Raw genomic sequence first — 20,598 nt, 5'->3', positions numbered from 1 at the left:
GGATTGAGCATAATGGTCAGGACCAGCTTTTACGTGTAGATACCGTTGTGGTGTGTGCGGGGCAAGAGTCGGTAAAAGACTTGATGCCAAAAGAAGGTGAGTCGACTATAGCGAACTACCATATTATTGGTGGTGCAAAGCTCGCAGCAGAGTTAGATGCGAAGCGCGCGATTAAAGAAGGAGCAGAATTGGCTGCCCAACTGTAAAATTGATGAAACAATATGCACTTGAACACAAAGCGATGATTTTTTTCTTGAATAAAATGAATAAGCTTTGTATTCTTACGCACATGGAAGCGTGGCAGAGCGGTTTAATGCACCGGTCTTGAAAACCGACGAGGGTGTGAGTCCTCCGTGAGTTCGAATCTCACCGCTTCCGCCAAATTCTAAAAGCCCCTGTTAAAAGCAGGGGCTTTTTTTATATCTATTATTTTACCCCTCATCCTCCCCTATATAAAAATTTAGATTGAGTTGGGCAGAATTAGACTCCAGTTTAATTTTATATTTCATAATTTCTTAAGGTTGAATACTAATTTTTCTAGTATTTAATATTTAGCGTGTTGTTTTTTCTCAAAATCATGAACCATTCGAATACGTTCTTCAGTTGCAGGATGAGAAGATAAAGCATCAACAACAGCTATAGATAGCTTATTATCTGAAGATTCTTTTTGAGAGGTTGGTGAGGTGGACTGACTTGCTTTATTTAGATCTTCTTCTGTTTTATCGTTTAAACGTTGTAAGAAATTTGCAAAGTGTGAGACTTCTATATTTTTCCTATCCATCAGTTGTAATGCATATAGATCGGCTTCGGACTCAAATTTACGTGAGTAATTTGCACCAACCATAGCAGCAGGTAACGACGTAAATAAATCTGAATTATTACCTGTCATCGCAATGTATAATACACTTAGTCCTAAACTAGTTAATCCTTGTTGTAAACTATGGCGATAAACTAAATGTCCTTGTTCATGGGCTAATACTCCCAATATTTCTTGATTATTATGGGCTATTTGAATCAGTTCATCTGTAATGATAATTGTATTATTGGGTAGTGCTACAGCATTTGCCCCTAATCGATTACCTTTACGGAACACTAATTTGGCTGGTTTGTTTTCAGCAACAGTATTCAAATATTGTTTAGTAATTTGGTCTTTTTGAGTTTGAGCTAATTGGCTGGGTGCAGTCCAATTATTTAGTACATAATTCTCGGCTTCATCTCCTAGTTTCTTTAAACTATTCTCTGGTAATTTAAAAGCAATATAATGGGAAGTGGCGGGAACTCCCCATTTTACTAAACTGATTCCGAAAGTAATCACAAAAATTAAACTAAAAAAAATAAGACTTGGAGAACGTTCAAATTTCCAAATCGAATGTTGAATCTTTTTAGTTGAATAATTAAACCATTCAGGTAATGCACCATGAAATTCAATTCGTGCATCATCGTCTAATTCAATTACTGGATGTAACTGTCCCAGAGCACCAATCAATTTCATATCAGTGTATTGATAATGACGCTGTTGTTCTAATTGCTCACCATATCGAATCAGAACTTCAGTTTCAGATTGAGCTGAAATCTGTGCATGGTATGGTTTAGACACTATGCCATCATAGAAAATGATATCTACTGCTTGGGACATAAATTATTAAACTCAGATTATTATAGGGAGATATCAATATCAAAAATATCACTGATTTCTTCAGCTAAAGCACTTTGTTCTTGCTGAGCTAGATTCATCATTTTATCTGGATCATCTAGCAAGATTAAGCTCATTGATTCAACCTGATATTTGTGAATGCGAACAGCGGCCCAAGCAGACATTAAACCTAGGGTTAAGATTTTTACTACCCAGTTTGATGCTACAATCCATGCAAAACGCCATTGATTACAGTCTGTTTTAAATTGACTGTTTCCAACTGTAGTATTGTTCCATGTAGTAATGAAAAGACGCGCAGCAATTAATGGATAAATAAATAATCCAATAATGGCATACATCATAAATATCCCAAAGATTACAGAATTCGATGAGAACCCGGAAAGTGTTCCTAAAATACTAAAATAAATAATTGAAAAGATAGCAATGATGCCAAGAGCAATAAAAATGGGTACATAAACTGCAGCCATATATGCAGTCCAGTTCGCGTTTAATTTAAAATTTAATTGTCCAGCATATAGGTGATTAAGATAATATTTTTTATATAGCCAAATAGCTACAGGCGTAAAAATTCCTAATGTAAAGATATATACCAATATACTTAAAAGGAAAATTTTATAAGATTCTTTTATAGTGCCACCAAAATAAAAGCGTGCGTTACCATACTTACTATTTCTTGCAGTAAAACGTAAAGTAGCGCGAATTAGCCAAGGCACAGCCATATATAACACAACTATTCCAACTATAGTTGCAATCATTGAATACTGTGATGAAATTGAAAATGCTACGTAAATTCCTAATGCAATTAAACGCCCAATCAAAATCTTGGTTGGAATACCAGTAAAATCAAAACGACGTTCAAAAAACTCTGTATTTCCATAGAAATAACGTAAACGACGAACTTTAGCCCAAGGCGCATATAAGCTTAAAGTAATAATAGTTAAAAGAATATTAACGATCCAAATTCCAAAATATTCTGAGGCATTACCGTGAAATTTAAAATGATGAATACCTGAGTGTGAAATTGGTGGACGTGTAATACTTTGATCCTCATTTAAATCTTGAGGGAATGATGGCAAAGCTTGGTCTTGCATTTTATTCTCTTTCTTGAAAATATATGATCATGAATGAATGTAATAGATAATTAGAAAACTATTGAGGAATATTATATATTTTTTATAAATTGAAATAAATAGGATAAAAAGCAAACAATAATTTATTATGGCCTTTCACTGAGTTGTGTGAAACAAAAAATTATTGCAAGAAATTTACATAATAGTTTTGAAGAGATATTGATGCATTATTATATTTTTAAATTTAGTAGTAACACTAATTTGAATTGGAACTTTTCTACATCGTTTATTTCATACTATTCACCTTCCTTGGAGCTAATAGAATATATCTTTATAAAATTTATTTTTATTAAAAACTTAAATAATAAAAAATAATTTATATAAATAGCTTATATTACTAATGAGAAATTTTGTCGCTTACGCCAAATTCAAAAGTCTTTGTAAAACCGAAGATTTTTTAAGCCAAGGATAAAAATTACAACTTCATTTAGCTTAAATCTTGCTAATAAATGCCGAAAATTTCATATAAATCAATCGAGTATATATTTTAATCAAAATTACTATCTTTATATAATATGTTTTTTATTTTCAATATCTTAGCAATAAGAGGCCTATATATCAGAATCGAACAAGTTATTTGTAGAATATTCATTTATTGATATATGATGAGGCCATATTTAGAAACTGTTTCAAAACATAATTCTATTGTTCAGCGTGCAAATTCACGGAAGGAATGATGCTGAAATCAGGCTTCTAAACCCTATATCTGGAAATTATATCCAGCCAAATATTGCATTTCGACCCAATGGTTGGAAATGTCTCTCTCTGATTTAGGGGAGGCGTTTCCTATTTTAGGATATATTTATGAAAAAATTATTTAGCGTACTGTTCAGTGCCTCTGTACTGACACTGACAGCATGTAATAAGCAACCTGCACAAACTGAAAATACAGCAGCAGCCAAAGATAAAACTGAGTCAGTTCGTACAATTAAATTGGTTTCAACAGGTTCTGATACGGACGTATGGAAATACGTAGCAACACTTCCTGAAACTGCTCAAGCGGGCATTAAACTCGAAGTGACCAATTTAACTGACTATGTTGTGCTCAATACGTCTGTAGCAAGTGGCGAACAAGATGTAAATGCGTTCCAGTCATTCAACTATTTGGCAGCTTATAATGCTTCAAATAAAGCTAAAGTTGCTGCTGTTGCGACAACTTACTTGGAACCAATGGGTATTTATGCAAATAAAGTTAAAACCGTTGATGAGTTCCCGCAAGGCGCTACCATTGCAATTCCAAACGATACTGCTAACGAAGCTCGTGCATTAACATTATTGCAGTCTGCTAAATTAATTAAACTTAAACCAGGTTTTGACCCTGTAAAAGGGACAGTGAATGATATTGCTGAAAACCCTAAAAACTTACAATTAAAACCTATTCAAATGACAACCGCAGTTCGTGTTAAAAACGATGTAGATGCGATTGTACTGGGTAATACATTGGCACTTGAGGGTGGCCTCAATGTAATGAAAGACGCAATCTTCCGTGAGCCAATCGATCAGTCTACTAAGCTTTATGTCAACTTATTGGGTGTTGCTGAAGCGAACAAAAATGACCCGATCTATACGAAGCTTGGTGAACTTTACCACTTACCTAAAGTACAAAAGTTTGTAAATGAAAAATTTGGCGGCACAAAAGTTGAAGTGAACAAGCCTGTTTCTGAATTTGCAGACATCAAATAAGTAATTTTTTAATTAAAATTATTTTTTAAAGCTAAGTCGCGGTTATCGTGGCTTAGCTTTATTTTATTTGGAATAATGCCATTTTCTTCCTCCGTATATGTATCTAGAAATTTTTTCACCCAACACTATTTAAATGCATTAACGCTTTCTATAGGAATTCCTCTTTAATAGGAGGATCGAATATTGAGTCTTTATTATCTAGTGTTCATTCTCTTTATAAATCCTACTTTAACAATAACTTGTTAATTATTTATCCTTACTTTTTAATGATCTAATTTAAATCAAATGTCATTTTGTGTGCTTGACTACAAGAGGGTGGAATACTATTCTTGGCGGGAACTCGTTCGCCCCCTTTTTCTCTACGGTAGGGCGGAAGGGGGACACCTCTGGTGTGCTGGTTCCTTTGTTTCCAGTCTGCGAACCCCCTTTCGTTCTGCCACCATAATTTAAATATTTTGGCAGAACTCCCAATAAAAAGGAGTTGGCTTTGCACATCCACTATTTTTTGGCAGCCTTTGCCAAAAGCTATAACGACACAACTTAACAATTTAAAGCAGCTTGATAGCCTGTAGGGTTTTCATGCTTTAAGTCATTACGGCTCAAAAAACTTGCATCAACAATAAAACTTGAGATGTGCCAAGCACAGTCTTTATGGCTTTGATGTGCCTTTTTTTCTCCTAAAAAAGTATCTCATTTAGAAACAACAAGAATTTATAACGGTAAAACTATGCCAAATTTAGTTCTCCCAACACGTGCCTTATACGTTGTAAATAAAGCAATTGATCTGTTTCATCACCGTGGGTTCCACCTTATTGGGGTCGACAGAATAGTGAAAGAATCAGAGATTACTAAAGCGACTTTTTATAATTATTTTCACTCTAAAGAACGACTCATTGAAATTTGCCTGATGGTGCAAAAAGAAAAGCTCCAGGAACAAGTAGTCGCAATGGTCGAATATGACTTAAACACTCTTGTAATAGATAAACTCAAAAAGCTTTACTTTCTACATACCGATTTAGAAGGGCCGTATTACTTATTATTTAAAGCCGTTTTTGAAATTAAAAATAGCTATCCCAACGCTTATCAATCCGCAGTGCGCTATAGAACATGGCTAAAAAATGAAATTTATAGCCAGCTTAGAACCCTAAAAACCGATGTCTCTTTTACCGATGCCAAACTATTTTTATATATGGTGGAAGGCACAATTCAGCTTTTAAGTTCTGGCAGGGTAAGCGAGAGGGAGAGTGTGTTTGAATATTTTTTACGAGGACTAACTTCATGCAAATAAAAAGTTTTGGGTGCATTGGTTGTAACTAAACACGGTGTAATGGAGAGGTGTTATTATTGCAAATATATGTTTATCAAAATATTTGCAATAATTTAGAAGTGAAAGAAACAATTTTTTAAGACTAGGTGTATATAAAAAGACAAATTTTTGAATATTTTTTAATTGTTGAGTCTATAAGCTTATATAAGAACAAAAAATATTTTTATAAGGGCTCTACAAAGATTCTTTAGTTTTTCTTAAAAATATTTGTTCGAAATATAAGAACTCTCAATTTGCATATTTGATTGTATTCATTTGAGTATATAAATGTATATTTCCTAGATGCAAGGATTTATTGCAGAAAATAAAACTGTTCATAAGGATTTTGTTATGGTTAGAAAAAAACTGACAATCGCATCATTATTTATACCAACGATGCTATGTGCAGCTTTGGCTAATGCGACCGATACTGTTAGGAAACCTAATGTATTAGTGATTGTTGCAGATGATTTGGGTTTTTCTGATACAGAGCCTTTTGGGAGTGAAATACGAACTCCTAATATTAATAAGCTCGCTAAAGAAGGCGCTATTCTAACTAATTTTCATGCAGGTCCAACATGTTCAGTAACTCGTTCCATGCTTTTGACGGGCAATGATAGCCATCAAGCCGGATTTGGAACCATGGCTGAGTATTTGCAGCCTGAACAAAAAGGTAAACCTGGTTATGAAGGTCGCTTAAATAAAAGAGTAATTACTTTAGCTGAAATTTTAAAAACTCAAGGATATGCTTCATTTGTAGCAGGTAAATGGCATTTAGGCTCCACTGAAGACAGTAATGCAAAAGCTCGAGGTTTTGATCGCTCATTTACACTAATGCCAGGTGGTGCTGCACATATGGATGCAAGCCAAATGTTCCCTGGTAATTATAAAGCCCGCTATCTTGAAGATGGTAAAGATGTAAATTTACCTAAAGATTTTTATTCAAGTGATTTTTTTACAACTAAAATGATTTCCTATATGGAAAATGATCGAAAAAAAGGACAACCTTTTTTTGGATATTTGGCTTTCACCGCACCACATTGGCCGTTACAAGCACCTGATCAGTATTTGAAAAAATATGAAGGGCATTATAAAGAAGGGTATGAAAAAATTCGCCAAGCTCGTTTAGAGCGTATGATTAAGCTTGGAATTATGCCAAAGGGAACAAAAATTAATAATCCATTAATGGATGTTTTCCCTGCATGGGAGCAGTTAACAGAAAGCCAAAAACAAGATCAAATAAAAACAATGCAAATTTATGCAGCAATGATCGATAATCTTGATCACAATATTGGGCGTGTAATTGATTACTTAAAGCGTAGTGGAGAGTTAGATAATACGCTTATTTTATTTATGTCTGACAATGGCGCTGAGTCTGCTACTCCTGAATCGTTGGGGACAACTGAGGATAAGAATGGTATCCGAGAGTGGGTAAATGCTACATTTGATAACAGCCCTAAAAACATGGGACGTAAGGGTTCGTATGTAACATTAGGACCTCAATGGGCACAAGTCGCTTCAACACCGCTTCCATATTTTAAAAGCTTCTTGGCGAATGGGGGAATTCATGTCCCAGCCATAATTCGTTATCCAGCTAAAGTTAAAGCTGGGCAGATTAATAGTGAAACACTGCATGTTATGGATTTCGTACCTTCAGTTTTAGATCTTACAAATACTAAACGCCCAGAAAATTTTGAAGGAAATCCAATTTTAAAGTTAGAAGGTCGTTCATTCTTACCTATTTTTAGCGGGAAAAAATTACCAGAAAGAACGTTAGGATGGGAATTTAACACACGCCGTGCTCTTTATAAGGGAGATTGGGCTATTCAGTATCAGGCTCCTCCTTACGGTACAGGACAATGGGAGTTATATAACCGTAAAACTGATCCTTCTTACCGTATTAATTTGGCACTTAAAAAACCAGAAAAAGTAAAGGAACTAGCAGCAGATTGGGATGTATATGCCAAACGTGTAGGTGTAACTGAAGCTCCTGTACGTTATAAATATGGTCAAATGAATTGTTTTTATGATAAATGCATTCAACCTGAATTTTTAAAACAAGTAGCTAATCAGTCAACTACTGCTCACTAAGGAATTATCTGACTTTGGGGATTTTAAATAGAGCTTATTCATTTGAGTAAGCTCAGTTGATTCTCGAAATATAATATTTATTGGTTTGAATCTCAAAAGGAAATTGGTATGAGAACTATTCAATGTGTAGTGGTTTTTGCCTGTATTTTGGGAGCCACAGGATGTAGTAAGCCTTCCAAAAAGCAAATTCGGGGACCTAAGTTACAACAATTAGGAAGTTTAAATAAATGTAAAGAGTATTCAGGTCTACCTGTTAACTGGCAAAAAGATGCCTATGCTGGGATGGTAAAAATACCTAGTGGGACTTTTAAGATTGGAAACAATAATAGTTATCCTGAAGAAAAAGCACTCTATAAAAGTGATCGTACAATTAAAGAATTCTGGATTGATGCGACTGAGGTGACAAATGCACAATTTCAAAGTTTTGTAAAAGCTACAGGGTATTTAACGGAGGCGGAGTCACAAGGAGAAGCTGCCGTATTTACTCCTCCAAAAGAACAAGTTGCTGAACTGGCTTGGTGGTCTTTGATGAAAGGGGCAAATTGGCGACATCCTTGGGGACCAGATGCTACACGGCAGATTCTTCCTAATGAGCCTGTCCGCATGATTACATTGAAAGATGCAATGGCCTATGCCGATTGGTTAGGAAGAGACTTACCTACTGAAGAACAATGGGAATATGCAGCTAAAGGCTTCAGTAAAGAGCGGGATATTAGTGCAAATCTTGAGCATATAGATGCAAATGTTTGGGAAGGGCAATTCCCTTATCAAAATGAAAATAAAGATGGATTTGAGGATGTCGCACCAGTAGGTTGTTTTCCATCAAATGGATTTGGTCTATATGACATGATCGGTAATGTATGGGAGTACACAAGTAGTCCATTTACAGGGACTCATGATGACCATATGGGAGAGCAACAATTACACACGGGTCATCCTCAAGTTTTTAACAGTTATACGATAAAGGGGGGCTCATTTTTATGTGCCTCTAATTATTGTATGCGCTATCGAGCATCAGCGCGCCATTCACAAGAGGCCGATTTAGGAATCAGTCATGTAGGATTCAGGACTGTAAAAAATATTAAATAAATTAATGGATTAAAAATGAATAAACTTATTTATATTGTGCCATGTCTTTTGGTCATGGCGGCAAAGGTTAATGTCGTCTTTGCAAAAGACATAAACGTAGATTTAACATTTAAAAATCTTTATGCAGATCGGGATTATAACGATGACAGTAAGCCTTCGATTGGAAGCTGGAGTCAGGGAGTAATTGCTCGAGCAAGTACTAAGCAGAACTTAACTCAAGATACAAATTTATTAATAACAGGATCCTTGCAGTATGCACAGCGTTTAAGTAGTGATAATCATTTAAATGATTTAATCTTGCCTTTCGATAAAGGCTCTCAAAAGCAAGCTTCAAGTTATAACAAAATTGCAGGATCAATTGGCTTTCAGCATAAACAACATAAGTTAAGTTGGGGAGAGCAATGGGTTGATACGCCTCTTGCTACTACGGATTATAGTCGCCAACTAATAACGATCTATCAAGGAGTTTTATACTCAGGGCAGATTAATAAAGATTTAAATATAGATATTGGTCATTTAAATAGATATTCAGTAAGAAATGAGGAAAAATTTAAAAAATTATCTGTAAAAAATCATGAATCAGATGGTTTAACATATATCGATCTAAAACATAAATCTTTTCAAGGAAAACTTGATACACAGTTATTTGTGAGCGAGCTAGAAGATTTATATGATCAGTATTCATTGGGGCTAAATTTAAAAGAAGATTTTGATCAATTTAGATTAAAAACTAAATTCCGTTATTACTATACAGAAGAGACCGGACGTCAATTATTAGGAAAAATTGATAATCAATATTTTGGTTTGATGCAAGAGATTGGGTATGGACCAAATACTTTCGGTATAGGGGTTCAAAAAATTGGAGGGAATACTGATTTTCCTATGTTAGATGGGGCTGTTCCTGTTCTTAGTTATATTAATTGGACGCAAGGCACTTTCAATAAAGCTAATGAGCTTTCATACCACTTCACTTTTAATCATGATGCTGGCTGGTTAATGCCTGGTTTGAGCTTTTTACTTCGTTACGTTGATGGGAAAAATTATCTAATTAATAATGAAAAAGGATTTGATGAAAGTGAATTTGATTTCATTATGAATTACAAAATAAAAGAAGGAAAATTCAAAGAGCTTGGCCTGCAATGGCTTAACTTAAATTATAAAAATGATATTGGAGGGGACTATATGGAAAACCGGATTATTACCTCATACACGCTTAACTTTTAAGAAGTAAATAAAGATAATTTCAGTTCTTTTTTACATCATGAATAGTATATTTGAAGAGCTGTCTGGTTGAGGCAGTTCTTTTCTTAATTGAAGTAATGAGGGTAAAGATTAATTATTGAAACAGCTTAACCATAGGTGATAAATATCCCTTTTCGATGAGCTGTTGATCCCACTCAGGTACTAGATCAAGTTTTTCAACTAGAAAATCAATCATGCAACGAATCTTGGTTAAATTTCTAGAGTTTGAAGGGAATACTGCTCTTAATCCATAATTAGGCAGTGGGTAGTCTATAAGTACAGGAGTCAGTTTTTTATCTAAAAGGCTCTCTCGAGCCACAATTGTTGGTAAGCAAACGATTCCTCCTCCTGTTAATGCAAAATCATGTAATAAATGAATTGAGCTTGATGAGACCCTTGCGTGAATAGAGAATTCATGGAATCTATTATTGATCATAAATTGGATCTTATTTCTTTCAGGGTATCCCGAATAATAGCCTAATTCAAATTGCTGAAGCTGCTGTGGGCTTTGGGGTTGACCATGTTTTTCGATAAATTCTGGTGAAGCACACATTACACGGTTTATATTAAAAATTTTTCTCTCAATTAGACTTTCACCTTTTGGGGGGAACATCTGAAAAGCGATATCAAATCCAGAAGAAATTGGATCAATGACTTTATCATATACAACAATATCTAATTCAATATCTCTGTATTGTGTAGTGAATTGAGATAAAAGTTTACTGAAATAGCTTAAAGCAAAACCTGGTGCCATATAAATACGTAAGCGACCATGTAACTCATTTTTTGCATGTGACATCTCATCGGCTAGCTGCTCGAAACGACTGATTAGCTCTACACATTCAGGATAATACTTTTCACCAATAGCTGATAATCTTACTGATCGTGTACTACGATGAAATAATGGTGCATCTACAAATTTTTCAAGCTGCTGAATACGTGTACTTATCACTGAGCGTGTAACACCAAGAGATTCTGCGGCCTGAATAAAACTTCCACTTTGTGCGACTCTCACAAAGGCTTCCATACATTGTAATTTATCCATGAGTTAATCCATCAACTATGAAAATAAAGGTATTGATTTTATACCCGATGAAATTTACAGATTTACTTAAATTACCTAAATAATCAGTTATACATTTAGAAAAATTAAAGCATGCCTGATATGCAAGCAAAAGGTATCAATGACAGGTTTGCTAAAAGTTTGAAAAGTTATATATTTTTTAACATGATAGAGTAGAAAAAGCACTCCTTAAGAATGCTTTTAATAAAAGATGTAAACTATTCTTGAGTTGGCTCAATTTCAAATGCTTGGATATTTTGTACTTTACGCGGAGCTGTTTCAAGAATAAAGAAACTAATAAACATACCTATAATTGCTCCTATTAAACTTAGATAGAAAATATTTTGAATACCATAGTTTTCAGCAATTATTCCCGAAATTACTGGAGCAACACCTCCACCAAATATTTCACCAGCGCCAACAACAAGGCCAATTGCAGATGCAACTAAGCCTACAGGGGCAGATTCAGCAGCTAATGGACCTGAAAGTAAAGCAATTAGACCTAAGCTAAAAAATGAGACTACAAACAGTAATCCAAATAGAACAGATACGGATGCTGAAGCATTCGCAAATAAATAAATGAAAATAGCTGAACCTAGAAATCCTAAAATAGAAGCCATACGGCGGCCAATCCAGTCAGAAAGCGCAGGAACAAGAAATTGACCCAAGAAACCACCAAATCCAATTGCAGAAACAATTATCCCCATATCTTGTGGATTCATTTTTAAAAAGTTTTCAAGATATAGAGGGACCATTGCACTAATCACGAAAACACAGGACATTGTACAAAAGAGACCGATCATGCTTAGCAAAATATTACGTGTCTTTAATAATTCCATCCAATTAACTTTTACATGAGCTTCAGTATTTTTCTGAGCAATTAATAATTGTCCCCCTTGAGTATTTTGAGGTTCTCTTAATACAAAGAAAAGACAAGCAGCTAAAATGAATCCAGGAATTGCAACTACCCAAAATACCTCGCGCCAAGATGGTATGATTAAAAGTAGTTGAGTTGCGATAAGTGGTCCTAGGCCTAGACCAAATAAGGCAAAACCACTTTGCTGCAATCCTTGTAATGCTCCACGGCGTGAAGGTTTTGCTGCTACAGCTGTTGCTGCAAAACTAGTCGGACAAAATGCTCCTTCTGAAATTCCCATCAATGCTCGGATCAATATTAAGCTCGTAAGTCCCATTGCTGAACCAGAAAAACCAGAAGCTAAAGAAAAGACAAGTAGTGATACTATTAAGATTTTACGATGACCAATTTTATCTGAGAGACTACCAGCAAAAATTGCAAAAACACCCCATGTGATACCTAATGCTCCAAATATCAGACCAACGTCCTGATAGCTTAAAGAGAGGTCTCTCATAATTGAAGGTAGTAATGGTGCAATAATCCATCTATCTAATCCTACAAGTCCAAAACCAAGAGTGAGAAGAAGTACAATTTTCCATTCATAGGAAGTATCCCATTTTTGTAGATTCATCTTAATATCCTTTTAAATGAATTTTAAAAAAGAAAGTTAAATCAATTAAATATGATAATTTTCTACTTTCAATTCCAGTGAGTAGTGGATGTAAACAGTTTTTACTACGATAGCCTTTGCTCTTCTCGTAAAAAAATTATGAGAGCACATAACTTATGTACTTCATCCGAACGTTTTTTATTCAAGTGCAAAGTATGCTGAGCTGTCAATGTGACTAAAACAGAGGATTGTTATAGAAAGTATTTGTAAGATTTTGTTTTTTATATTTGTTTTTTTAATTGTTCGCAGATTGCAAACATTCATGTTGCTGCTTTCTTCATTGTCTTCAACAAGGGATTGGCGTAATTTCAAACTGTCGAGGAAAGACCATACACGAAGAATTTCAGTAAGGAATATGGAAATGAGTGCTTATACAACAAAGCTCGGTAGTTTGGAAAACTACGAAAAAGGTTCAATCCAGATTATTCAGGGTGAAGCTACTAATTATGCCTTTTCAAATATTTTTGAAGTGGCAGCAATGAGCAAACCTTATGAAAAAACAGTTGTTGGGATGAACCTCAAGTTTGTCATTGAATCTGTTCTGGCAGAAGGACAATCTGCTTGGTATACCGCATCACATGATGAATTTGTTATTGTAATGGATGGCGAAGTTCGTGTCGATTATTTGAAATTAAAAGACCCAATAGTCTTACAGGATCAAGAGGGTACTCATCTTGCGGGAGAGAGACCAGATGGAATACCAATGGGATATGTTGTCTTGAAAAAAGGTCATCAAGCAATTTTACCAGTCGGATCAGCCTATCGTTTTGATGCATCAAAAAAATCAGTGATGTTAATCCAAACAATTAAAGGTCCACTTTCTGTCGAAAAATGGAATGACATTTGTATTAAGTAATCAAGGAGAGATGAAAATGAATGCGATGCAAAATAAATTTGTTGAAGATGATGGTGTAACGATTACTGGATATGATGAAATTTCAGGTTATTCAACTTTCCAGTTAGGTAATTTTAAGTTTAGCCGTGATGAATACTTTGCCAAAGTAACATGGGAAGCAAAAGGTCAAGAGCATTCTCATTTAATGTCTGTTGATGCTTTTTTACGGGCTTTGATGAGAGATGTTGCTTGGGGTTTTTTCTATGGTTGGGTTAACTTCGATCATGTTATTGGCACTCAAAACCACTATGGCAATGTCGACTTATATGCTGGCACTTTTAATGGGGTATTAAAAGCAGCAGGGGTAGATTATGTTGAGAACTTTGAAACTCCACTAATCATGGCGACTTTTAAAGCTATTTTACATGATTGGGTAAGTGAAGGATTTGATCCATTTGCTGCCCCAGCAGAAACGGGTTCTGCTTTTGGTCGTAAGCATGGTGATAATTCAGAAGCGATTGACCGTTATCGAATTGCCACCAAACGTATGCCTGGGTTACCTGATGATTCGCCTTTACGTGATGATTTACCAGTTAACCGTCAGTTTGAAGATGTGGCTCAAGATGATCCACTTATATATTGTGAACCTGGTTTTGAAGGTCAACTTAGTGGTTTTAACTTGTTTAAATATCTGTCGCGTTCAGATGTGACATGGAATCCTTCTGTAACTTCTGTTTGTAAACAGAGCTTATTCTGCCCTACTACAGAAGAATATATTTTACCAATTTTTCATGGCAATGATCGCGTAGAGTGGTTCTTGCAATTATCAGATGAAATCACTTGGGATATTGGCGATAAAGTAGATGGTAGTCCTATTGCCCGCGTCATTATGAAAGCGGGGGATATCGCAGCAATGCCAGCCAATATTCGTCATCAAGGATACTCAACTAAACGCTCAATGTTACTTGTTTGGGAAAATGCGACACCAAATCTACCTGAACGTTATGAGTCAGGCGAATTATCTCCTTATCCAATCCAATTCTAAGCATTCAGCTAGAGGCTGTTAACTTCCTACATTTAACAGCCTCTAATACTCATTAGGTAAAATTATGAATACTCAATTATTTATTGATGGCCAATTCGTGCCTGCAAAAAATGGTGGCACCATTGATGTACTCAATCCATCTAATGGCGAGTTAATTACCAAAATTGCGGCGGCTGAAGCAGAAGATGTCAATATTGCTGTAGCTGCGGCAAAGCGTGCTTTTCCGGCATGGGCAGCAACGCCAGCGGCTGAACGTGGCAGATTATTATTAAAACTTGCTGATCTGATTGAGGAAAATCTGGAAGAATTGGCTCAGCTTGAGTCACTCGATACCGGACATCCGATTCGTGATTCACGCCGTTTAGATGTACCACGTACCGCGGCATGTTTCCGCTATTTTGGTGGTATGGCTGACAAAATTGAAGGTTCGGTTATTCCGGTTGAGCAAGGTTTTTTAAACTACGTGGTTCGTGAACCAATTGGTGTGGTTGGGCAGATTGTGCCGTGGAATTTCCCGCTTATGTTTACCAGCTGGAAACTTGGCCCTGCGCTTGCGGCAGGTAATACCGTGGTGATGAAACCTTCAGAATTGACACCTTTATCGACGCTCAAAATTGCTGAATTAGTGAAAAAAGCCGGTTTTCCAGATGGTGTAGTTAACGTGGTAACAGGTTATGGTCATACCGCAGGGCAACGCCTGGCAGAGCATGAAGATGTCGGCAAAATTGCCTTTACTGGTTCAACTTTAACAGGTCAGAACATTGTCCGCTCATCTGTAGGTAACTTAAAACGCGTACAGCTTGAGCTGGGTGGTAAAGGTGCCAACATTGTGTTTGAAGATGCCAACATTGATGCAGCAGTAAACGGTGCAGCATGGGCGATTTTCCACAATCAGGGACAAGCATGTATTGCTGGATCACGCTTGGTGCTGCATGAGGCTATTGCCGATGAGTTCCTGGAAAAATTTATCAAACTGGCAGAATCCATCCGTTTAGGTGACCCGCTAGATCCAAACACCGAAATGGGACCATTGACCTCGGAAGCTCACCGCAACAAGGTATTGTCTTATGTGGAAATTGCCAAAGAACAGGGTGGACACGTCCTGTCAGGTGGTAAGGCACCAGAAGATTCCAGCCTTCAAAATGGCTACTACGTTTTACCAACGGTGGTTGAAAACCGATGGACCGTGTAGCACAAGAAGAAGTGTTTGGGCCTTTCGTAACGGTATTGCGCTTTAAAACTGATGATGAAGCATTGGATATTGCCAACTGTACTGAATATGGTTTGGGCAGTGGTTTATGGACACAAAACTTACAACGTGCGCACCAGTTTGCCAAAAAGATTAATGCCGGAATGTGCTGGATTAACAGCTATAAACGTGTCAATCCGGGCAGTCCGTTTGGTGGTGTAGGCAAATCGGGTTATGGTCGTGAAATGGGTTTTGAAGCCATCCATGACTATACGGAAGCCAAATCGATTTGGGTCAATGTTGATGCAAATATTCCACCGCATTTTCAGCGAGGATAAACAGCATGAATGCATTCCATTATAAGTCATTGCCATTGGACGTGTATTTTGACAATGGCAAATCTAAAGAAATCAAAGAGATTTTGACACAGCATGGCTATCAGAAAGTTTTGGTACTAACGACCCCTGAGCAGGAAGACGCAGGCCAAAAGCTGGCAGAACAACTTGCAAATATTGCCGTGGGCGTATATCCACATGCAGTAATGCATGTTCCGGTTGATGTGGCGAATCAAGCCGTCGAGTATGTGCAAGCCAACAATATTGATTGTTGTTTGGCATTGGGTGGTGGTTCGACCATTGGTCTGGCTAAAGCGATTGCTTTAAAAATTCATACCCCGATTGTGGCTATTCCAACCACCTATGCCGGTAGTGAAATGACTACGGTATATGGTCTGACCGAAAATAATCTGAAAACTACTGGTAAAGACATTCATGTGTTACCCAAAGTGGTGATTTATGACCCAGAATTGAGCATAACTCTACCCGCAGAAATTTCGGCTTGTTCCGGCATGAATGCGATGGCACATGCGGTGGAAGCCCTATATGCACAGGACAAAAATCCGATTATTAGCTTGATGGCAACGGATTCGATTCAGGCGTTAAAAGCCGCATTACCAGCGATTGTTAAAGATACACATGACCTTGAAGCACGTCAAAAAGCGACTTATGGTGCATGGCTGGCGGGTATTTGTTTAGGCTCTGTTGGCATGGCAATTCACCATAAAATCTGCCATACCTTGGGTGGAACCTTTAACCTGCCGCATGCACAGGCACATGCCATTACTTTGGCTTACTCGGTACATTACAACCGTAATGCTGATGTTGAAGCCATGGATCGATTGGCAGGGGCATTAGGCGTAGCAAGTCGTGAAGACGTTGGTATGGCAATTTATCGATTAAACCAGTCTTTAAATATTCCATTGGCACTAAAAGATATTGGCCTGCCGGAACAAGGGCCTGCTGAAGTGGCGCGAATTATTTGTGACAGTCCGTACTACAACCCACGTGGCTATGATTACGACGAGTTACTTGATTTGCTCACCAAAGCTTATCAAGGGCTGCCACCGGTTTAAGACAAACCGAAACTCATCATGAAGATAGATCTGACCGCAGTACTTTATTTGCTGCGGACGGGTGACTCACGCCGCAAAAAAGGAATTGATCATGAGCGTAACAACCCAAGCTGTTCAAAGCTTCCAACGTATGGAAGATGTTCGTCACCGGACTTTAATCACAGCACTCGTACAAAAGTTGCATGACTATATCAACGAAGTTCAACTGACCGAAGCTGAGTGGATGCAAGCTATCCAGTTTTTAACCCAAACTGGGCAACTTTGCCATGAGCAACGACAAGAGTATATTTTGCTCTCTGATGTACTCGGTATTTCTATGTTGGTTGATCAAATTAACCATCAAAAAAATGAAGTTCAAACGCCGTCTACTGTTTTCGGGCCATTCTTTATTGCCGATATGCCAGTTCGCAACTTTGCAGATAGCATTGTGATCGAAAATGCTGAGCAATGCCGCCCTTTACTGATTAAAGGCAATATTCGTAATACACAAGGCGAAGCAATAGCTAATGCTTATATTGATGTCTGGCAAACAGCCGCCAATGGCATGTATTCTGGTCAAGATCCTGAACAGCAAATTGATAACCTGCGTGGAGTGTTTGTGAGTCAAGCTGATGGTGCGTATGCGATTAAATCTATTCTACCCGTCAGTTATGAAATTCCTTCGGATGGTACGGTGGGACAACTGCTGAATTATGCCAAACGAACCTTTTGGCGACCTGCACATATTCATTTCAAAATCGTTGCCGAAGGTTATCAACCTCTTGTCACGCATATCTTTTTAGAGAATGATGAATACTTACAAAATGACGCTGTATTTGGCGTAAAAGATCGGTTAATTGTCTGCCATGAATCGAAACAAGCAGATCCTCAAAGCCAAGCTGTATACGGTTTAGACGGTGATTATGATCTGATGGAATACGATTTTATTCTTTCGGAGGCTTGAGCATGGTTAACTTAATTAAGCTTTGTGAGCAGACCGATTTTCAGGAGAAGATCTGCTTTCGGGTGCTTCATCCAGAGGATGAGAAAAAAAGTATTGTGGTGATCAAAGGGCAGAATGGTTTTTATGCCTATGAAAATGTTTGTCCACATTTTTCAGTACAACTGGATTATAAGGATGGGGTGTTTAGTACTTACAAGAATAAGTTGATCATGTGTGCCCATCATTCTGCCATGTTTGACATTACCACTGGAGAATGTGTGGATGGGCCCTGTAAAGGTCATTACCTTAAGGCTGTACCTATCGATGTAACAGATGGTGTTGTATTTTTAAAACGTTAGCGCTGATTTGTCGCTAACGCTTTATATGTTGATTAAGCACTAAAAGGAGTTGCCTGATACATCATCAACTTCAACTGATCCTGCTGCTTTTTCCAAATCGACAATGCCCGATTTTGTAAGGTGCGTGGTTGCTTGCCGACCAGTAACTTTGCATGAAAATTGGCAGTAACAATCACACAATCTTGCATATCAACCACGTTAATAATATCGTAATCAATGTGTTGATAATCATAATAACCCGCCTGTAATTTGTTCATAAAAGCAGACAAATCATCGACTGTGCCACTAGTGTGTACATAACGTAAATGTTGGTCACACATTGCAGCAAAATGATCATATTGTTTATTAATTAGACTGTTGAAGCGCTGTTTTTCCATTTCACGGACTTGCTCTTCCATATCGTTGACTCCTTATGATTGATCATGTCTTTATCATATTGAGTTTGGAGCAGTGGGATTGTTCTAAATTACAGAACATTGTATTTGCAGTTTCACAGGCTATTTATGTGGACGAACGCAATACAATAGAGGGAAGGGATTTTAGAATAATGGATGAATTATGATTGACAAAAGTAAGTCCTCACTAAGCGAGGTTCTATCGCAGATTAAAGATGGTGCAACCATTCTGATTGGTGGTTTCGGTACCGCAGGACAACCCGCTGAACTCATTGACGGTCTTATTGAACTCGGTATTAAAGATTTAACCATCGTCAGCAACAATGCCGGTAATGGCGATTATGGTCTGGCTAAACTGCTTAAGGCTGGTTCAGTTAAAAAAGTGATTTGCTCTTTCCCACGTCAGTCTGACTCTTATGTGTTTGATGACCTTTATCGTGCCGGAAAGGTCGAGCTTGAAGTCGTGCCACAAGGTAATCTGGCGTGTCGTATTCAGGCAGCTGGTATGGGCCTAGGCGCTGTGTTTACCCCAACAGGCTTTGGAACACTGTTGGCCGAAGGCAAAGAAACCCGTGAGATTGATGGGAAAGATTATGTGCTTGAGTATCCGATCAAGGCTGACTTTGCCTTGATTAAAGCCTACAAGGGCGACCGTTGGGGCAATCTGGTTTACCGTAAATCAGCACGTAACTTTGGCCCAATCATGGCGATGGCTGCGGATGTCACTATTGCTCAGGTTTCTGAAGTAGTTGAGCTAGGTGGATTAGACCCTGAGCACATTATCACTCCGGGTATTTTTGTACAGCACGTTGTACAAGTAGCGCCAGCACAGTAAGCAATAAGGAGAAATAACATGAGCTACCAGAAACTCAGCCGTAACCAGATTGCAAAACGTGTGGCACAAGATATTCCAGATGGCGCCTATGTGAACCTAGGTATTGGCTTACCGACCAAGATTGCGAGCTACTTACCTAACGACAAAGATATTTTTCTTCACTCTGAAAATGGCCTATTGGCTTTTGGCCCACCGCCAGCGGCAGGTGAAGAAGACCCTGAACTGATTAATGCGGGTAAAGAGTTTGTGACCATGCTTGAAGGCGGTAGCTTTTTCCATCATGGCGACTCATTTGCGATGATGCGTGGTGGTCACCTTGATATTGCTGTACTCGGGGCATTTCAAGTTGCAGCGAATGGTGACTTGGCGAACTGGCACACGGGAGCACCGGATGCGATTCCTGCTGTTGGTGGTGCGATGGATTTGGCGGTTGGTGCCAAGAAAGTATTTATCACTACAGACCATGTAACCAAGCAAGGTGAGCCGAAGATTGTGGCTGAGCTAACTTATCCAGTAACAGGTAAAAAATGCGTTGACCGTATTTACACCGACCTGTGTGTGATTGATGTGACTAAAGATGGTTTAAAGGTGATTGAGAAAGTGGACGGTCTTAGCTTTGATGAGTTACAGGCTTTAACAGGTGCAACTTTGATTGATGCCACTCAAGGGTAAGGAAGTAGGGAAATGACATTAAAAAACGCTTATATCATCGATGCCATCCGTACCCCATTTGGCCGTTATGCCGGTGGCCTTGCACCTGTCCGTGCCGATGACCTTGGTGCTGTGCCGATTAAAGCCCTCATGCAGCGTAACCCAAGTGTAG

General features: G+C 37.7%; 18 protein-coding genes, 1 tRNA gene and 2 pseudogenes. 16 read left to right on the top strand and 5 right to left on the bottom strand.

The window, feature by feature from the left end; genetic code table 11:
• A partial coding sequence (locus C1642_RS05980) for a hypothetical protein (RefSeq protein WP_213064261.1) occupies nucleotides 1–206 on the top strand: 206 nt, incomplete at its 5' end.
• 85 nt (nucleotides 207–291) lie between these two features.
• Nucleotides 292–381 (top strand) — tRNA-Ser (locus tag C1642_RS05975).
• Between the two features lie 163 nt (nucleotides 382–544).
• Here the strand turns inward: C1642_RS05975 and C1642_RS05970 are convergent.
• Both C1642_RS05970 and C1642_RS05965 read right to left on the bottom strand, forming a co-directional pair.
• Nucleotides 545–1,636 (bottom strand): M48 family metallopeptidase, encoded by a 1,092-nt coding sequence (locus C1642_RS05970; protein ID WP_213064260.1) that lies wholly within the window; start codon nucleotides 1,634–1,636, stop codon nucleotides 545–547.
• 20 nt (nucleotides 1,637–1,656) lie between these two features.
• Nucleotides 1,657–2,745: a YjgN family protein gene (locus C1642_RS05965; RefSeq protein ID WP_001153946.1), complete on the bottom strand. Its 1,089-nt coding sequence runs from the start codon at nucleotides 2,743–2,745 to the stop codon at nucleotides 1,657–1,659.
• 843 nt (nucleotides 2,746–3,588) lie between these two features.
• On the opposite strand from C1642_RS05965, the gene C1642_RS05960 reads away from it, so the two are divergent.
• The 5 genes from C1642_RS05960 to C1642_RS05935 all read left to right on the top strand — a co-directional run bounded on the left by C1642_RS05960 (nucleotide 3,589) and on the right by C1642_RS05935 (nucleotide 10,177).
• Nucleotides 3,589–4,467: a MetQ/NlpA family ABC transporter substrate-binding protein gene (locus C1642_RS05960; protein WP_000732870.1), complete on the top strand. Its 879-nt coding sequence runs from the start codon at nucleotides 3,589–3,591 to the stop codon at nucleotides 4,465–4,467.
• Between the two features lie 727 nt (nucleotides 4,468–5,194).
• Nucleotides 5,195–5,755 (top strand): TetR/AcrR family transcriptional regulator, encoded by a 561-nt coding sequence (locus C1642_RS05950; RefSeq protein WP_213064259.1) that lies wholly within the window; start codon nucleotides 5,195–5,197, stop codon nucleotides 5,753–5,755.
• A gap of 369 nt (nucleotides 5,756–6,124) precedes the next feature.
• On the top strand, nucleotides 6,125–7,864 hold the full coding sequence (locus C1642_RS05945; RefSeq protein ID WP_103236060.1) for an arylsulfatase: 1,740 nt from the start codon (nucleotides 6,125–6,127) through the stop codon (nucleotides 7,862–7,864).
• A 108-nt stretch (nucleotides 7,865–7,972) separates the two neighbouring features.
• On the top strand, nucleotides 7,973–8,953 hold the full coding sequence (locus tag C1642_RS05940) for a formylglycine-generating enzyme family protein (protein ID WP_103236057.1): 981 nt from the start codon (nucleotides 7,973–7,975) through the stop codon (nucleotides 8,951–8,953).
• A gap of 15 nt (nucleotides 8,954–8,968) precedes the next feature.
• The gene (locus tag C1642_RS05935; protein ID WP_103236056.1) at nucleotides 8,969–10,177 is read left to right on the top strand and encodes an OprD family outer membrane porin; all 1,209 of its coding nucleotides are present in this window, start codon (nucleotides 8,969–8,971) and stop codon (nucleotides 10,175–10,177) included.
• Between the two features lie 112 nt (nucleotides 10,178–10,289).
• Here C1642_RS05935 and C1642_RS05930 read toward each other — a convergent pair whose 3' ends face one another.
• Both C1642_RS05930 and C1642_RS05925 read right to left on the bottom strand, forming a co-directional pair.
• Nucleotides 10,290–11,240, bottom strand: coding sequence for a LysR family transcriptional regulator (locus C1642_RS05930; protein WP_103236055.1), 951 nt, complete (start codon nucleotides 11,238–11,240; stop codon nucleotides 10,290–10,292).
• Between the two features lie 236 nt (nucleotides 11,241–11,476).
• Nucleotides 11,477–12,745: an MFS transporter gene (locus C1642_RS05925; protein WP_103236054.1), complete on the bottom strand. Its 1,269-nt coding sequence runs from the start codon at nucleotides 12,743–12,745 to the stop codon at nucleotides 11,477–11,479.
• Between the two features lie 400 nt (nucleotides 12,746–13,145).
• On the opposite strand from C1642_RS05925, the gene C1642_RS05920 reads away from it, so the two are divergent.
• The 6 genes and pseudogenes from C1642_RS05920 (at nucleotide 13,146) to C1642_RS05895 (ending at nucleotide 18,545) form a co-directional block, all read left to right on the top strand.
• The gene (locus C1642_RS05920) at nucleotides 13,146–13,640 is read left to right on the top strand and encodes a hypothetical protein (RefSeq protein WP_001277452.1); all 495 of its coding nucleotides are present in this window, start codon (nucleotides 13,146–13,148) and stop codon (nucleotides 13,638–13,640) included.
• Nucleotides 13,641–13,656: 16 nt separating this feature from the next.
• A complete protein-coding gene (locus C1642_RS05915; protein WP_103236053.1) occupies nucleotides 13,657–14,664 on the top strand; it encodes a hydroxyquinol 1,2-dioxygenase in 1,008 nt (335 codons plus the stop codon).
• 64 nt (nucleotides 14,665–14,728) lie between these two features.
• Nucleotides 14,729–16,191 (top strand): annotated as a pseudogene (locus tag C1642_RS05910) (aldehyde dehydrogenase family protein).
• Between the two features lie 5 nt (nucleotides 16,192–16,196).
• Entirely contained in the window at nucleotides 16,197–17,264 is a 1,068-nt protein-coding gene (locus C1642_RS05905) for a maleylacetate reductase (protein WP_000990946.1), read from the top strand.
• A gap of 91 nt (nucleotides 17,265–17,355) precedes the next feature.
• Nucleotides 17,356–18,207 carry a dioxygenase gene (locus tag C1642_RS05900; protein WP_103236052.1) on the top strand — a complete coding sequence of 284 codons (852 nt, stop codon included), beginning with the start codon at nucleotides 17,356–17,358 and terminating at the stop codon, nucleotides 18,205–18,207.
• Nucleotides 18,208–18,209: 2 nt separating this feature from the next.
• Complete coding sequence (locus C1642_RS05895) at nucleotides 18,210–18,545, top strand: Rieske (2Fe-2S) protein (RefSeq protein WP_000247645.1); 336 nt, start codon at nucleotides 18,210–18,212, stop codon at nucleotides 18,543–18,545.
• A 32-nt stretch (nucleotides 18,546–18,577) separates the two neighbouring features.
• On the opposite strand, the gene C1642_RS05890 is transcribed toward C1642_RS05895, so the two are convergent.
• Entirely contained in the window at nucleotides 18,578–18,943 is a 366-nt protein-coding gene (locus C1642_RS05890) for a nuclear transport factor 2 family protein (protein WP_000392591.1), read from the bottom strand.
• A gap of 160 nt (nucleotides 18,944–19,103) precedes the next feature.
• On the opposite strand from C1642_RS05890, the gene C1642_RS05885 reads away from it, so the two are divergent.
• From C1642_RS05885 to C1642_RS05875, 3 genes and pseudogenes are all read left to right on the top strand, one after another.
• Nucleotides 19,104–19,775 (top strand): 3-oxoacid CoA-transferase subunit A, encoded by a 672-nt coding sequence (locus C1642_RS05885; RefSeq protein ID WP_103236051.1) that lies wholly within the window; start codon nucleotides 19,104–19,106, stop codon nucleotides 19,773–19,775.
• A gap of 18 nt (nucleotides 19,776–19,793) precedes the next feature.
• Complete coding sequence (locus C1642_RS05880; protein WP_103236050.1) at nucleotides 19,794–20,447, top strand: 3-oxoacid CoA-transferase subunit B; 654 nt, start codon at nucleotides 19,794–19,796, stop codon at nucleotides 20,445–20,447.
• Between the two features lie 12 nt (nucleotides 20,448–20,459).
• Nucleotides 20,460–20,598 (top strand): annotated as a pseudogene (locus tag C1642_RS05875) (acetyl-CoA C-acyltransferase); the annotation flags it as partial.

Source organism: Acinetobacter sp. AKBS16 (assembly GCF_002899995.1).
Lineage (GTDB): Bacteria > Pseudomonadota > Gammaproteobacteria > Pseudomonadales > Moraxellaceae > Acinetobacter > Acinetobacter baumannii.
The sequence above is the reverse complement of the archived record's forward strand: the minus strand, read 5'-3'. Positions and strand labels throughout refer to the sequence as shown.